Here is a 15,149-nt window from a genome sequence, read left to right as displayed (position 1 = left end):
TGCGCTGCTGTTCAGGGTGGCGCTCACGCCGACGGCGTGAGCGTTGTCAGAGCACTGGTTGATCGGCTGCACACCGGCAGCGTGCCCAAGTGCGAATGGCATCGGGTGCTCCCCGCAGCGAAATAAAGGAGGAGGGGCGCAGCCCCGGGGGACATTCGCGGAGGGGAGTACCCGGTGTCATCCGCACGCGCCCCGAACAAAAGCCCAAGAGCCTTCACACGGCCCAGCGCACAGGCTGTTCAGGCCGCCTGTTCTTCGGCTATCCCCACGCCTAGCAGCCCTTCGAGCAAGCCCTTGTCGGACGCGAGCGCCGCACTGGGCCCCGCGTGCACCACGGTGCCGCGCTCCAGCACGATGGCCTTGTGCGTCATCTCCAGCGCCAGCACCGGATGCTGCTCGACCACGATCGATGCCAGCCCTTCCGACTCGCACAACCGGCGAATCGCTACAGCCAGCTCTTCCACGATGATCGGCGCGAGGCCTTCCATCGGCTCGTCGAGCAGTAGCAACTTGGGGTTGGTCATCAGCGCGCGGCCGATGGCCAGCATCTGCTGCTCGCCACCCGACAGCTGGTTGCCGTAGTTGCCGCGCCGCTCGCGCAGGCGCGGAAAGAAGTCGTACACGCGCTTCAAGTTCCAGCCGCCCAGCCGCGCGATCACCGTGAGGTTTTCTTCGACGGTGAGCGAAGGGAACACCTCGCGCTCCTGCGGCACCCAGCCCAGCCCCGCGCGTACGCGCTGGTGCGAGGGCCAGCGCGTGATGTCCGCACCCTGCCAGCGGATCGCGCCCTGCATCACGCGGGTGTTGCCCATCAGCGTTTCGAGCAGCGTGGTCTTGCCCACGCCGTTGCGCCCGAGAACGGCAAGGCTTTCGCCCTGCTGCAGCGAAAAGTCGAGACGGTCGAGCACCACGGCATTGCCGTAGCCGGCGGTGACGTGGTCGAAGGCGAGTACTGCTTCAGACATGGTGATGCGAACTTCCCAGATACACCTCGCGCACGCGCGGGTCGGAACCGATGTCGGCGGGCGTGCCTTCGGTGAGGATGCGGCCGCCCACCAGCACCGAGATGCGGCGCGAGAAGCGGAACACCAGCTTCATGTCGTGCTCGATGAACAGCACGCTGATGTCGTCCGGCAAAGCCGCGATGGCTTCGAACAGCTCGCCGCTTTCGTCTTCGGGCACGCCGGCCGCCGGTTCGTCGAGCAGCAGGATGCGTGGCTTGGCCGCGAGCGCCAGCGCGATCTCGAGCAGCCGTTGCTTGCCGTAGGCCAGCTCGGCCACCGGCACGTCGGCCAGGCTGTCGAGCTTGAGCGTACCGAGCAGCGCATGCGCCTCGTCGAACACCGCCGTGCAGCCCCTGAGCGGGCGCCACCAGGTGGCGCCCAGCCCTTCGCGCTCGCTGATCGCGAGCACCACCGACAGCAGCGGCGTGAGGCTGGGAAAGAGCGTGTTGATCTGGAAGGTGCGCGCCAGGCCCATGCGGGCGCGCTTGTCGCCCGACAGGCGCGTGATGTCGCGCCCGCCCATGTGGATGCTGCCGCTCGTGGGCTTGAACACGCCGGTCAGCAGGTTGATGAGCGTGGTCTTGCCGGCGCCGTTGGGGCCGATCAACGCCTGCCGCGCGCCGGGTTCGAGCGACAGGTTGACGTCGCTCACCGCCTGGAAGGCGCCGAAGCGGATGCCCAGGCCCTGCGTGCGCAGGGTGTGCGTGGTGGTGGTGCTCGCGGTCATCGCGCCTTCCCCGTGCGAACGAAGCGCGACAGCGCGCCCATGATGCCGCCACGGCCCAGCATGACGGCCGCGATCAGGAAGATGCCGAGCCAGAACATCCAGTACTGCGGGTTCATGTCCGCGAACCAGTCGTGCACCAGCATGTAGACGATGGCGCCGATCATGCCGCCGTACAGGCGCCCGGTGCCGCCCAGCACCAGGATGATGAGCACCTCGGCCGAGCGGTTGAAGCTTATCGATTCGATGCCGACGAACTGCGTGGTCTGTGCCAGCAGCGCACCGGCCACGCCGGCCACCGCGGCCGAGAAGGCGTAGGCCATGCGCAGCCGCGCTTCCACCGGCGAGCCGATGGCGGACATGCGCTTGCGGCTGTCGTGAATGCCGCGCAGCGCCAGGCCGAAGGGCGAGCGCAGCACCAGCCGCACCAGCAGGAACATCGCGAGCACAACCCCAAAGGCGTAGCCGAACGCGGTCTTGCCGTAGAGGTCGAAGTCGAAGAGGCCGAGCACGGGCGCGATGACCACGCCCTGCAGGCCGTCGGTGCCACCGGTGATGCCCGAGAGCCGGTTGGCCACCTCGAACAGCAGCACGCACACGCCGATGGTGATCATCAGCCGCGTGAGGTCGGCGCCGCGCACCACGAGGTAGCTCAGCGCATAGCCGAGCAGGCCGCTCACGACCAGCGCGAACACGAGGCCGGTGAAGGGCTCGCTCCAGCCGTACTTGGCCAGGAGGCCCGCCGCGTACGCGCCTGCGCCGAAGAAGGCCGCATGGCCGACGGTGAGGATGCCCGCGTAGCCGAGCGCCATGTCGAGCGACACCGCGAACAGCCCGAAGATCATGATCTGGCTCATCAGCGTGAGCTTGTCGGGCAACAGGAAGAAGCTCGACGCGAGCGCGAGCCAGAAGACGGCTTCGGCAAGGCGCAGTTGCGCAGGGGAGGCTGTGAAGGTTTTCATGCGAGCCCCTTCTTCGCCACGATGCCGTTCGGCCGCACCAGCAGCATGACGATCATGAAGACGTAGATGAGAAAGGCGCCGGTTTCAGGCAGGTAGTACTTGCCCGCCACGTCGACGATGCCGACCAGCAGCGCCGCGATGAACGGCCCGGTGACGGTGCCCGCACCGCCCACGCACACCACCATCAGAAAGTACACGAGGTACTTGAGCGGGAACGACGGCTCCAGCCCCAGCATGCCCAGGCTCAGCGCGCCGCCCAGGCCCGCGAGGCCGCAGCCCAGCGAGAAGGTCAAGAAGAACAGGCGCTGCACGTTGATGCCCGTGCCGCCCGCCACGCGCTGGTTGTCGACCGCCGCGCGCACCATCGCGCCGTAGCGGGTCTTGCCCAGGCCCAGCAGCAAGGCGATGAGCACGGCCACGCCGCAGCCGATCAGAAAGAGCCGGTAGCGGCCCACTTCGAGGCCCAGCAGCGAGACCTGCCCGTCGAGCGCCGGCGGCAGCGTGAAGGGCTGCATCGTCGGGCCGTAGAAATACGTGAAGGCCGCGATCGAGACGAACACCACGCCGATCGACAGCAGCACCTGGTCGAGCGGGTGCGCGCGGTAAAGGCGCCGGTAGAACACGAACTCCAGCGCTGCACCCACCAGCGCCGCCGCCACGAAGGCGGCCACCAGCGAGAGGCCGAAGCCCACGCCCCACTGGTTCATCAGCACGCTCGCGGCGTAGCCGCCCACCATCGCGAAACTGCCGTGCGCGAGGTTGACGAAGTTCATGAGCCCCATCGTGATGGACAGGCCCACCCCGATAAGGAACAGGAGCATGCCGTAGGCCACCCCGTCGAAGATCACGATTCCCATGGATTTCCCGTCGCTGCTGCCAGGGCCTTGCGGCCCGGGTTGCTTGCTTGCTGGCTGTTTACTTGGCGGCTTCCTTGGCCGGGTCCTTCACGCGGTCGAACTTGTCGAACTCGACGTTCACCAGCTGGCCGTTCACGCGCTCGGTCTTGCGGATGTAGACGGTCTGCACGATGTCGCGCGTGACCGGGTCGATCTCGATCGGGCCGCGCGGGCTCTCGAAGCTCAGGCCCTTGAGCGCTTCCATGAACTTGTCGCCGCCGGTGTCGCCCTTGGTCTTGGCGAGCGCCAGGTCGATGGCGGCCATCGCGTCGTAGGCGGTCACGGCGAAGTAGCTCGGGCGCAGCTTGGTGCCGTTGTCGGCGGCAAAGTCTTTCACGAACTTCTGGTTCTTGGGCGAGGGGTGCGCGAACGAGTAGTGGTGGCTGGTGACCAGGCCCAGCGCCACGTCGCCGGTGGCGTCGAGGTAGCTGTCGTCGGTGGCCTCGCCGGTGGCGAAGAGCTTGATGCCGGCCTGTTCCATGCCGCGCTCCTTCCACACCTTGAGGAAGGCCGGCGGCATCACGCCCGAGGGGAAGAAGAAGAACACGGCCTGGGGCTTGGTGTCCTTGATGCGCTGCACGTAGGCCGAGAAGTCGGGGTTGTTCATCGGCGTGCGCACTTCGCCCGAGACCTTGCCGCCACCGGCGGTGAAGGTCTTCTTGAACGCGGTCTCGGCGTCGACGCCCGAGGCGTAGTCGGCGACGACGGTGTAGGCGTCCTTGATGCCCTGCTTGAGCATGTAGCGCGCCATCGGGTCGGTGACCTGCTGCACGGTGAACGACAGGCGTGCCACGTACGGCGAGCTGGTGGTGATGGCCGACGACGCCGCGTTCATCACGAGGGTCGGGATCTTGGCCTGCGTGGCGATGGCGCCCACGGCATAGGCGTTGGGGCTGAAGTCCAGGCCGGTGAGCACGCTCACCTTGTCGCGCACGATCAGTTCCTGCGCGATGCGCTTGGCGGCGTCGGGCGCGGGGCCGGCGGTGTCTTTCTTGATGATCTCGACTGTGCGGCCGCCCACCTTGCCGCCGTGCTCCTTCAGATAGAGCGCGATGCCGGCGTCGAACTGGCGGCCGTAGTCGGCATAAGGGCCGGAGTAGGTGGCAATGAGGCCGATGCGCAGGGGCTCGTCGGCGGCTTGCGCGGTGGTCGTGCCCCATACGCCGAGGCTCGCCAGCAGCAGGGTCGAGAGGATGGTTCTCTTGGTCATCGTCATTGGCGTCATTCGAAAGGGCCTTTCAGGTGGAATGGAATGCGCCCCGTCGGGCGCTGCTGTCGTGTAACCGGATGTGCGGCAGCGGGCGATGATGCCCGAGCCGCCCGTCAAACCTGTGTATCGGGCACGCGCACCGTGAGGCCATCGAAGGCCGCGGTCACGCTGAGCTGGCAGCTCAATCGGCTGCCCGACCTGCGCTCGGAGGCGACGGCGTCGAGCAGCGCGCTCTCCATGTCGTCCGGTGGTGGCAGCAGGTCGATGAAGGCGTCGTCCACGTAGACGTGGCAGGTGGCACAGGAGCAGCAGCCGCCGCACTCGGCGTCGATGCCGCGCACGTTGCCGCGGATGGCGGTTTCCATCACGCTGGCGCCGATCTTGGCGTCGACCTCGCGCGTGGTGCCGTCCTTGAGGATGTAGTGGATCGTGGGCATTGTTGTTCTTGGGGCTCGTTCAGAACATGTCGAAGTACTCGCGGTGTTCCCACTCCGAGACTTCGAGGTTGAAGCGGGCGATTTCCGCTTCCTTGATGTGGCAGAGGTAGTCGATGAAGACCTTGCCCATCTGCTTGTTGAGCATCTCGTCGCGGCGCAGGCAGGCGAGGGCGTCGCCGAGCGAGCGCGGCAGTTGCTCGGCCGGTGTTTCGTACGGTGCATCGGCGGAGGGACCGGGGTCGATGCTGTTGCGGATGCCGTCCAGGCCCGAGAACAGTTGCGACGCGAGGTACAGGTACGGGTTGGCCGTCGGCTCGCCCACGCGGTTCTCGATGCGCGATGCGCTCTGGCCCATGCCGCCAAGCACGCGCAGCATCGCGCCGCGGTTGTCGCGTGCCCAGATCGCGCGGTCGGGCGCGAGCGAGAACGGGCGGTAGCGCCGGTAGCCGTTGATCGTGGGGCTCGCGAGCGCGGCTGCGCCGCAGGCATGCGCCTTCAGGCCGCCGAGGTAGTGCATGCCGATGTCGCTCAGGTCCTGGCCTTCGGCCTGGGGCATGAACGCGTTGACGCCGTCGCTCTTGCGCCGCAGCGACTGGTGCAGGTGCCAGCCGCTGGACATCACGTTCGGAATCTTCGGGCGGCACATGAAGGTGGCGTGCAGTCCGGCGCGCTGGCAGATCTGCTTGATGGCGCTGCGCAGCAGCACCATGGTGTCGGCCGGCATCACGCCCGCCGTAGGGCCGAAGGTCAGTTCGAACTGGCTCGGGCCGAATTCGATCTCGAGCGAGCGCAGCGGCAGGCCGAGCGCGATGAGGTTCGAACGCAGCAGCTCCATCAGTTCATCGACGCGGTCGTAGCGCAGCTCGGTGAGGTACTGGTGGCCGTGCGAGAGCAGCGACACGCGCGGCGGCTCGCCGGGCTGGCCCGAATCGGCCAGGCCCATGCGCGCGTCTTCGAGCTTGAAGACGTGGAACTCGACTTCGAGGCCGGCGATGAAGTCGAGCCCGAACTCGTCGATCTGGCGCACGGCGCGCTGCAGGATCTGCCGCGTCGCGAAGGGGCAGGGCTTGCCATCGGCCATGTAGGCGTCGCACAGCACCCAGCCGGTGCGGGGCGCCCACGGCAGCACCTTGAAGGTGGCGGGATCGGCCACGATGGTGAAGTCGGCGCCGCCCTGCAGGCCTTCGATGGCAAAGCCGCCATTGGCGCTGAACACCGGGAACACGGTCTTGTGCGAGGTGTCCTTGGCCAGCAGCGTGGAGGTGAGGTTCACGCCTTCCCACAGGGCCGAGCGCGCCTCGCTGGCGACCAGCGTCTTGCCGCGCAGCAGGCCATGCTGGTCGGGCCAGGCGAAGCGGACCACGTCGACCTCGCCGCTGTCGATGCGGCGCACCAGCTCTCGGGCCTGCGCATGCTGGTCGTCGGACCAGAGGCCGAAGCGGTCGACGAACTTGTTGCCGCTGCCGTTGTTGTTATTGCTGCTGCTCATGGCGTGCGTGCTCAGGCGGCGAGCCGTGCGGCGGCCCAGTCGGACTTCAGGCGCCGCGCGCGGTCGGCCTCTTGCCAGTAGGTCTCGGTGGCGGCTTCGTCGCTGACGTGGCCGATGCCGTCGATGGAGGGCGGCCCGGTCATCGCGCTGGCTTGCGCGGCGTCGATCAGCATGGGGGCCGTCTCGCCAGCCAGCGTGGCTTCGATGGCCTTCACGAGCACGCGGCGGTAGGCAATGATGCCCTTGTCGGTGCTGCCCAGGTGCTCGCGCGTGCGGTCTTGAATAGCGCCTTGAGACTCCACCGCCCACTGGTCGTGCACGTTGATGTCGTCGCCCATGCCGGTGTAGGTTTCGGTCAGCTGCTCTTCGACGCTGAAGCCGTAGTTGTTGCGCTTGTTCTTGCGCGAGGTGTAGTCGGGCAGCTCGTAGAGCTTCAGGCGCTGGTCGCGCATCTGCTGCTTGTCGACCGGGCCGGTGAAGCTGGTGAAGATGGCGTACCAGTAGCAGTGCGTGTCGTCGACCGGCACGTGCCACTGCGAGATGGTCATCTCGGCGCTCATCGGAATCACGAAGGCCTGCGGAAACACCACGTTGGTCACGCGCACGTGGGTGGTGTCTTCCGACAGCTTGCGCAGCGCCTTCAGGCGGAAGCCGTAGTCGGTGGGTTCCACGCTGATGTCGGGCCGGTCGTACTCGCGCAGCACCTTGGTGATGGGCATGTCGGAGTCGGCCGAGGCGCCGCGGAACTGCTTGCCGTAGCTTTCCGACGTGTCTTCGTCCTCGAAGAAGCGGTGCAGGTACGAGGCGTGCGCGGGGTCGATGCCCACTTCGAGCGCCTGCAGCCAGTTGCATTCGAACAGGCCCTTGAACGCGAAGGTGTGGCTGTCGGGCGCCACGAAGCAGTCGAACTCGGGAAAGGCCGGGGGCTCGCCCTCGCCGATGTAGGCAAACACCACGCCGCTCTTTTCGACCACCGGGTAGGCCGACTGCTTGATGCGGCTGCACAGCTTACTGGTGGGCGGCTCGGCGGGCGTTTCCAGGCAGTTGCCCTTGGCGTCGAACAGCCAGCCGTGGAAGGCGCAGCGGATGCCGCCGTTTTCGAGGCGGCCGAAGGCGAGGTCGGCACCGCGGTGCGGACAGTCGCGGTCGAGCATGCCGAGCTGGCCGCTCTCGTCACGGAACAGGACGAAGTCCTGGCCCATGAGCTTCACCGGCTTGACCGGGCGCGGGCCCGCCAGTTCGTCGACCAGGGCCACCGGCTGCCAGTAGCGGCGCAGCAGCTTGCCGGCGGGGGCGTCGCGTCCGACGCGGGTGATGAAATCGTTTTGCTCTGCGCTGATCATCGTGCGGGCTCCATCGTGGGTTCTTTGGAAAGAGGCTTGCAGGCATTGCATGCAACTGTATGCATTGTCTTGGTGATCCTCGATCCGGGTCAAACTTTCATCTGCGATTTCGCCCCGAATTGGGGCTTGGAAAGCCAAAATTCAGGGTAAACGCTGAGCATAGCGTGTGTTTTTGACACTTGTTGCGAAGAAATGCATGCAACAAGCGAGCCAGGGTAAACATGCTGCGTGCAGTGTTGGACGGGTCTCCTAGAATCCGCTCATTCCTCTTCCCTGGCGCCTCCCGATGGACTCCCAACAATCCCGCGTGCTCGTGCAGCTGCGCGACTTGATTCTCAAGGGCGAATTCGTGCCCGGAGAGCGGCTGGCCGAGATCCCGCTCGCCGAGAAACTCGAAGCCTCGCGCACGCCGGTGCGCCTGGCGCTCGCCAGCCTGGAGCACGAAGGCCTGATCGAACAATCGCCCAGTGGCGGCTACCAGATGCGCCGCTTCACCTCGCAGGAAGTGGCCGACGCCATTCGCGTCCGCGGCGTGATCGAAGGCTTTGCCGCGCGCCTGCTGGCGGAAGACGGCGCCTCGCGCCAGCTGCTGCGCGACCTGAAGGAATGCCTCGAGGACGGCGACCGGGCGGTCAACAAGCCCAGCATGGAGATCGACGACTACGCGGCCTACGTCGAGATGAACGACCGCTTCCACAAACTGATCCTCGAAGGCTGCGGCAACCTCGCACTCAAGCGGGTGATGGACATGCTCGGCGGCCAGCCATTCGCCGCGCCGAGCGCGATGCTGCCGATGCAGTCGTCGATGGAAGAGGGCCAGCAATGGATGCGGCAGGCGCACCGCACGCACCATGCGATGGTGCAGGCCATCGAGCGCGGCCAGGGTTCGCGCGCGCAGGCGCTGGGCGAGGAGCACGTGGAGATCGCGCGCATGAACCTCGACTACGCGCTGGAGCGGCCGGAGCTGGCGGCGGAGCTGATGCCGGGCATCCGGCTTGTCTCGAAGGGTCGCAACGCCTGAGTCCGGTGGTTGCAACTGATCGGTCTGTAAAAGACCGAGTGGTATTTCGGCATCCGCCTCGTCTGGTCGGCGACGCCCAAGACTAGAATTTCCGGCATGAATGCCGCTGCCCCCGCCAAGACCTCATTCAAGGAACAGATGCTGCTGGCCCGCGAGGAGGCCATCGTTCAGACCGCGAACCGCCTCCTGGCCGAGAAGGGCTTCGAGTCGATGACGGTCGACGAGGTCGCCGCCTCGGTCGGCATCGCCAAAGCTAGCCTCTACAAGCACTTTCCGAGCAAGGAAGACCTCGCCGCCGCCGCGATGGTGCGGGTTATGCAGCGCACGCTGGACTTTCTGGCGTCGGTGCCCGCCGCCGACGCGCCGGTCGCCAAGCTGCGCGCCGTGGTGCGTTGGGCTATGCAGGTGCAGCTGGCCGGCGAGATGCCTTCGCTGCCGCACCAGAACTCGACCCTGCGCGCCACGCTCATGAACAACAAGGGCTATCTCGACCGCCTCGTGACGATCAGCGACCAGCTCGGCGGCTGGATCCAGGCCGCGCAGGCCGATGGCACGCTGAACCCGAAGCTGCCGGCGATTGCGGTGCTCTACACGTTGTTCGCGCGCGCCTGCGATCCGGTGCTCGGTTTTCTCAAGGCGGGTGGGCAGCAGAGCGACGAGCAGATCGTCGAGCTGGTGCTCGTGATCTGCTTCGACGGCCTGGCCGCGCGCTGAGCAAAACGCTTCAGCTGCTGAACGCGCGCCGCGGCGTCACCACCGCCTCGACCGCCGCGCCGACCGCCAGCAACCGGTGGTCGGTGTTGCCGATGCCGGCGACCATCAGGCCGACCGGCGCCGCGCCCGCCTCGTGGCAGGGTACCGACAGCGCGCAGCCGTCGAACAGGTTCACCACCGACGGGTTGCGCAGCATGCGGCCGTTGATCCGGTAATAGGTGTCGTCGTCCTTCAGCACCTCGGCAATCGGGGGCGCGATGTCGGGCGTGGTGGGCATCAGCATCGCGTCGTAGCCGGCCGCTGCCATGTTGATCGAGCGGATGAACTGGCGGCGCAGCGCCTGCAGCTGCAGGTAGTCGGGCGCGGTGATGGTTTCGCCGGTCTTGATGCGGGCCAGCACGCGCGGGTCGTATTTGGCCGCGCCGGTCTTGATGAACTCGCGGTGCCAGGTGAAGGCCTCGGCGGCGGTGATCATGCCGCGCGGGTTGATGGTCGGGGCCTTCGCGAACTCGGCCATCGGCAACTCGGTGACGGTGGCGCCGGCGGCCGACAGCTTGGACAGCGCTGCCGCGAAGGCCGTGGCGACCTGGGGCGACAGGTCGTCCTGGAAGAAGGTCTTGGGCACTGCGAAGCGCAGGCCGCGCAGTGGCGGCACCTTGAGCGGCCGCGGCAGTTCGCCGGCCAGCACCGCGTCGAGCAGGGCGCAGTCTTCCACCGTCCAGGCCATCGGCCCGGCGGAATCGAAGGAGGTCGACAGCGGCATCACGCCGTCGAGCGGAATGCGGCGCTGCGTCGGCTTGAAGCCCACCAGCCCATTCAGCGCGGAAGGAATGCGCAGCGAGCCGCCGGTGTCGGTGCCGATCGCGCCGGCCGCCATGCCGTCGGCCACCGAGATGGCGCCACCCGAGGTCGAGCCGCCTGGGATGCGGCCGGTCGCGCGGTCGTAGACATTCTTCGGCGTGCCGTAGTGCGGGTTGATGCCCAGGCCCGTGTAGGCGAACTCGACCGTGTTGGTGCGCCCGACGATGATCGCGCCGGCGCGCCGCAGCCGCTCGACCACGACCGCATCGCGCGCGGCCGGCGGCTGGCCGATCAGCACCGTCGAGCCGCCAAGCGTGGTGATGCCGGCTTCGTCGAACAGGTCTTTCAGTGAGACGGGGATGCCCGCGATGGGCGAGGCGGCGGCGCGGCCGCTCTTGCGGTCGGCGTCGAGCCGGGCGGCGGCGGTGCGGGCCGACTCGGCATGCACCTGGATGAAGGTGCGCGCGCCTTCGCCGGAGGGGTTCTGGATGGCGGCCAGTGCTTCTTCGACCAACTGGCTGCTGCTGAGCGTGCCGGCCGCGAGGCGGCGCGCCATCTCGCTCATCGACAGCTGGCCCATCGCCTTGCCGGCGGCATCGGGCGCTTGCATTTGTGTCTGCGCCAGCGCCTTGGGCAGCAGGGACAGCATGCCGACCGCTGCCGCGGCGCCTGCCGTGTGCTGCAGGAAGGTGCGGCGCGGTTGGGGTGACGATTGCGAGGTCATGGCGCTCTCCTCCGGGGATGGATGGGATGGGCTCGCGGCAGTCTACACAGCCGGCATGGTGGGAAGGTTGCGGGCCGTTACGGCGCCGCGGTTCGGTCAGCGCACGTCGATCAGCAGGTCGGGGCGAAAGCCCTCCTGCTCGCCATTGCGCTTGTAGCCCAGCGGATTGGCCACCACGCGGCAACCGTTCTTCATGTAGTCGAAGGGGCTGTGCAGGTGGCCATGCAGCCACAGCTTGGCGTGGGGCAACAGATCGTCGAGCGCATTGCAGAAGCCGGCCGTGCCGGGCGTCAGGCCATAGCGCGGATCGGCGCTCGCGAGACTCGGTGCGAAATGGGTGATGGCGACCGTGGTGCCGTCGAAGGGCTCGGTCAGCGCTTGCTCGAGCCATGCCTGGCAGGCGAGCGCCTGTTCGCGCAGTTGCGCGGCCAGGAACAGCTCGCCGTTACGCATGGTGGCCGCTTTTTCAAGGTAGAAATCGGCGGCTCGCATCGCCTTGCCGCGCTTCTTGAGCGCCTCGGCCAGGCCATCGGTGGGCTCGACCAGCGCGTCGAAATCGGCCCAAAGCGTGGTGCCGACGAAGCGGATGCCGTCGATCACCCGGGTCTCGCGCTCCAGCCAGAGGATGTCCAGCTCTTCGCAGAGCGTGCGCAGCCGCGCGTGGGTTTCGTCGAAGTCGACGTTGTCGTATTCGTGGTTGCCCGGCACGTAGACGACTGGCACGGGCCAGCCATTGCGGGGCGAAAAGCGGCCCAGGCCGAAGTCGGTGTCGGTGAGGCGGGAGCCTTGCTGGTAGGAGCCGATGTCGCCCGCCAGGATCAGCATGTCGGCGCCCGGAACGGGCTCGGCACGGAAGTGGGGGTGGGACTCCAGGTGCAGGTCGGAGAGCAGTTGCAGCTTCATCGTCGGGCCAGTCTAGGTGAATTGCCCCATGCATGAAGTGCATAAGGCGGGGCTTGTTTTATTAGGGATAACCCTTAATCTTGGAGCATCAACCACTCCAGCGCAGCCAAAAGCCGCGCACTGTCATGTTCAGCCTCATTGCCCAAGTGGCCCGTTTCTTCCGCTCCACGCCCGTCGACGCCCCCGCCAGCCACGCGGCCGCCCTGATGGAAAGCGCCGACGTTCGCGCCGGCCGTGGTGCCCACCACGCGCAGGAACTGCGCGCCGCAGCCAGCGCCTGGCTCAGCGTCGTCAGGTAATCGACTCTCGCCCCCTGGGCGTTGCGCACCTCGTGTCGCTTCGCCAACCCCTGCCGGGGGCAACACCCGAGGCCAAGCGAAACCTGGCATCTTGGTGTTTCATGAAGGGCCTCGGGCTATTGCGGGATTTTCTGTCCCAAGACCGATCCGGCGAAAGCCGCTGCCGCCGAGCGCAATAGCGCGGTGCGCAGCCACTCATGCGCGTGCCCGTGCTGGGCGCGCCGGTGCCAGACGGCATCCACATGCACCGGCGGCTGGTCGAAAGGCAAGTCGCGCAGCACCAACTGATCGTCGATGCCGGTCACGGTCACGAAGTGGCGCGGCAGCACGGTCAGCAAGTCTGAATTGGCCACGACCCGGCCTGCCGTGAAGAACTGGTTCACCGTCACCACGATGCGTCGTTCGCGCCCCATGGCGCCCAGCGTCTGGTCGATGAAGCCATAAGGTCGCCCCGAAAAGCTCACTAGCAGGTGCCGCGCGGCGCAGTAGTTGTCGAGCGTCAAAGGCGCGCCTGCCAATGGATGATCGCGGCGCATCACGCATACATATTGGCCCAGGTAGAGCCGCTGGGTCTCGAAAGCCACCCCCACCCCTGACTGCCCGCGCGCTGCGAGGCTGGCGATCACCGCCGGGAAGTAGCCGACAGCCATGTCGACCTCTTCCTGCTCCAGCATGCGGCGCGGATCGCGCGTCGTTAGCGGCAGCACGCGCAGCGAAATGGCGGGCGCCTCCCTTTCGGCAATCTGCACGAGGCCCGGAATGAGTTCGGCTGCGGTGGCGTCGGCCATTGCCAGCAGGAAAGTGGTGTCGGCGGTGCCGGCATCGAACTCGCCGGGCGCCAGGGTGTGCTGTAACTGGCGCAGGGCGTCGCGCACGGTTGGCCACAGGGCCAGCGCTCGCGGCGTGGGCTCCACGCCGGCGCCCGAGCGGCGCACCAGCTCGTCACCCAGGACTTCACGCAGGCGCCGCAGTGCGTTGCTCACGGCCGGCTGGGTGATCGACAGGTTGCGGGCGGCGCGCGTGAGGTTGCGCTCTGCCATCACCTCGTCGAAGACGCGGAGCAGGTTGAGGTCGAGCGTGCGAAAGTTGACGTCCATCAGTGCTGTGAATGATAAACATCAGAAAGATAAAGTGGCAAAACACTGGGGTAATCCCTAATATCACCCCATCGGCACTCTTTGCCACCACTGATCTTCACTGTCCCAGGAGGGATGCATCATGACCAGCTTCGTTCACGTTGACCAACCTACTGTTCACTCCGGCGTGCATCGCGCCGAGGTTCTCTTCGGCCAGATCCAGGCCGCGCGCGCCGGTGCCAACGGCGCCCGTCCGCTCATCGCACTGCTGATCGTCGCCATCGCGGCCGCCGTGCTGGTGGTGACCGACTCGCTCGTTTCGAACTGGAACGAAGGTGGTCTGCTGGCTGCATGGACCGTGTTCTGCGTTGCCGCCATCGCCTTGTTCGCGGTCTTCGCGGGTTCGGTGCGCAAGACGAGCCTTGCTGCCGCCTGGCGCGCAGCTGCCCAGCGTCGTGCTTCGGCTCGCGCCGATGCCCGCTTCCTGCAAACCGCGCAAAGCGATCCGCGCGTGATGCAGGAACTGCAGGCCGCCGTTTGGCGCCAACAGTCGGAAGGCACCGTGTCGGTGTCCGAAGTCGCCAAGATCGACGCGGTGGCCCGCATGAGCAGCCGTTCGCAGGAAGTGCGCATGCCCACGCTGTATGAAGCGATGCGCCGCATGAACAACTCGCGCTATTACTAAGTAGCAGCGATGCATTCAACGGAAAGCCGCCTTCGGGCGGCTTTTTTCATTGTTTGCTGTGCTTGCTCTGACTGGGGCGATGTAGAGCCTTCTTTCGAGAGGGGCCAGGTAATAGCGCTGAGTCCTCCATATATATGTGTGGGATTGCAGGCTGAACATGCCAAGAGGACTTCGCCTGGTTGGGAGGCCATCCTCCAATAGCCTGTGTTGCTAGTTGGCGAGGAGGACTCTCGCTGAGAGGGTGTGCGGCCGAGGCGGCGGCAGGCTCGCACTGAGGGCGGACGAAGCAGTCTCCCGATCGAGGTTTTCTGGGGCTGGAGTGCCGAAGCGAAAAAAGTTGGCGGAAGTTGACCAGGGCTCAAAAAACAGTAGATAATCGTGGGCTCGACAGATATTGCAGCGATGTGATGTGCAGGTGGTGAGGTCTCTAGGGATTGATCTGCATGCGGGTTGAGAAAAAAGTCCTCGAAAGTTGACGGTGCTTGAAAAAGCAGTGCATAATCGAAGGCTTCGCTGAAACAGCTTCAGCGTCTTGCGATGAAAGTTGCGGGGTGCTGGAAGAAGTTGAAGAAAGCGAAAATAGTTTGATGAGACTTTAAAAGTCGTGTTAGACTAGCAGGCTCCGCTGAAACAGCTTCAGCGTCTCGCAATGAAGATTGCGGGGTGCTAAAAAAGAAGATGTTGAAAGCGAAAAAAGTTTGACGGTACTTAAAAAATCGTGTTAGACTACAAGGCTTCGCTGATCGCAGCAAGCAAGACGAAGTAAACGATAAGTTGCTTCGGTGATCGTTAAAAATTTACAGCCGATAAGCGTGGGCGTTTGAAGGTAATTGCGTAAGTTCTTCGGAACAAGTCGCAAGA

At 66.0% G+C, this 15,149-nt stretch carries 15 protein-coding genes; 4 read left to right on the top strand and 11 right to left on the bottom strand.

Going from position 1 to position 15,149, the window contains the following annotated elements; all coding sequences use genetic code 11:
* Positions 1–239: 239 nt before the first annotated feature.
* The 8 genes from BLQ28_RS17115 to BLQ28_RS17080 form a co-directional block, all read right to left on the bottom strand.
* Complete coding sequence (locus BLQ28_RS17115) at positions 240–965, bottom strand: ABC transporter ATP-binding protein (RefSeq protein WP_093241849.1); 726 nt, start codon at positions 963–965, stop codon at positions 240–242.
* On the bottom strand, positions 958–1,731 hold the full coding sequence (locus BLQ28_RS17110; RefSeq protein ID WP_093241847.1) for an ABC transporter ATP-binding protein: 774 nt from the start codon (positions 1,729–1,731) through the stop codon (positions 958–960). The genes BLQ28_RS17115 and BLQ28_RS17110 overlap by 8 nt, the downstream gene beginning before the upstream one ends.
* A complete protein-coding gene (locus BLQ28_RS17105) occupies positions 1,728–2,690 on the bottom strand; it encodes a branched-chain amino acid ABC transporter permease (RefSeq protein WP_093241844.1) in 963 nt (320 codons plus the stop codon). The genes BLQ28_RS17110 and BLQ28_RS17105 overlap by 4 nt, the downstream gene beginning before the upstream one ends.
* On the bottom strand, positions 2,687–3,547 hold the full coding sequence (locus BLQ28_RS17100; RefSeq protein ID WP_093241840.1) for a branched-chain amino acid ABC transporter permease: 861 nt from the start codon (positions 3,545–3,547) through the stop codon (positions 2,687–2,689). Before BLQ28_RS17100 ends, BLQ28_RS17105 begins: the two co-directional genes overlap by 4 nt.
* Before the next feature lie 58 nt (positions 3,548–3,605).
* Complete coding sequence (locus BLQ28_RS17095; RefSeq protein WP_093241838.1) at positions 3,606–4,802, bottom strand: ABC transporter substrate-binding protein; 1,197 nt, start codon at positions 4,800–4,802, stop codon at positions 3,606–3,608.
* 107 nt (positions 4,803–4,909) lie between these two features.
* On the bottom strand, positions 4,910–5,233 hold the full coding sequence (locus BLQ28_RS17090) for a 2Fe-2S iron-sulfur cluster-binding protein (protein WP_093241835.1): 324 nt from the start codon (positions 5,231–5,233) through the stop codon (positions 4,910–4,912).
* A gap of 19 nt (positions 5,234–5,252) precedes the next feature.
* On the bottom strand, positions 5,253–6,722 hold the full coding sequence (locus tag BLQ28_RS17085) for a glutamine synthetase family protein (RefSeq protein WP_093241833.1): 1,470 nt from the start codon (positions 6,720–6,722) through the stop codon (positions 5,253–5,255).
* Between the two features lie 11 nt (positions 6,723–6,733).
* Positions 6,734–8,065 carry an aromatic ring-hydroxylating dioxygenase subunit alpha gene (locus BLQ28_RS17080; RefSeq protein WP_093241830.1) on the bottom strand — a complete coding sequence of 444 codons (1,332 nt, stop codon included), beginning with the start codon at positions 8,063–8,065 and terminating at the stop codon, positions 6,734–6,736.
* A gap of 286 nt (positions 8,066–8,351) precedes the next feature.
* Between BLQ28_RS17080 and BLQ28_RS17075 the strand changes: the two genes are divergently transcribed.
* Together BLQ28_RS17075 and BLQ28_RS17070 are read left to right on the top strand one after the other, a co-directional pair.
* Complete coding sequence (locus BLQ28_RS17075) at positions 8,352–9,086, top strand: GntR family transcriptional regulator (RefSeq protein WP_093241828.1); 735 nt, start codon at positions 8,352–8,354, stop codon at positions 9,084–9,086.
* 96 nt (positions 9,087–9,182) lie between these two features.
* A complete protein-coding gene (locus tag BLQ28_RS17070) occupies positions 9,183–9,800 on the top strand; it encodes a TetR/AcrR family transcriptional regulator (RefSeq protein ID WP_176801150.1) in 618 nt (205 codons plus the stop codon).
* A gap of 10 nt (positions 9,801–9,810) precedes the next feature.
* Here the strand turns inward: BLQ28_RS17070 and BLQ28_RS17065 are convergent, their stop codons facing one another.
* Complete coding sequence (locus BLQ28_RS17065) at positions 9,811–11,181, bottom strand: amidase (RefSeq protein ID WP_371126694.1); 1,371 nt, start codon at positions 11,179–11,181, stop codon at positions 9,811–9,813.
* 240 nt (positions 11,182–11,421) lie between these two features.
* On the bottom strand, positions 11,422–12,228 hold the full coding sequence (locus tag BLQ28_RS17060; RefSeq protein WP_093241823.1) for a metallophosphoesterase: 807 nt from the start codon (positions 12,226–12,228) through the stop codon (positions 11,422–11,424).
* 125 nt (positions 12,229–12,353) lie between these two features.
* Between BLQ28_RS17060 and BLQ28_RS33010 the strand changes: the two genes are divergently transcribed.
* A complete protein-coding gene (locus BLQ28_RS33010) occupies positions 12,354–12,527 on the top strand; it encodes a hypothetical protein (RefSeq protein WP_176801149.1) in 174 nt (57 codons plus the stop codon).
* A gap of 116 nt (positions 12,528–12,643) precedes the next feature.
* Here the strand turns inward: BLQ28_RS33010 and BLQ28_RS17055 are convergent, their stop codons facing one another.
* Complete coding sequence (locus BLQ28_RS17055; protein WP_093241820.1) at positions 12,644–13,624, bottom strand: LysR family transcriptional regulator; 981 nt, start codon at positions 13,622–13,624, stop codon at positions 12,644–12,646.
* Positions 13,625–13,745: 121 nt separating this feature from the next.
* On the opposite strand from BLQ28_RS17055, the gene BLQ28_RS17050 reads away from it, so the two are divergent.
* On the top strand, positions 13,746–14,288 hold the full coding sequence (locus BLQ28_RS17050) for a hypothetical protein (RefSeq protein WP_093241817.1): 543 nt from the start codon (positions 13,746–13,748) through the stop codon (positions 14,286–14,288).
* The last annotated feature ends 861 nt before the right edge of the window (positions 14,289–15,149 follow it).

This window comes from Variovorax sp. EL159, from assembly GCF_900100965.1.
Taxonomy (GTDB): Bacteria; Pseudomonadota; Gammaproteobacteria; order Burkholderiales; family Burkholderiaceae_C; genus Variovorax.
This window is presented reverse-complemented; position numbering and strand designations above follow the sequence as displayed.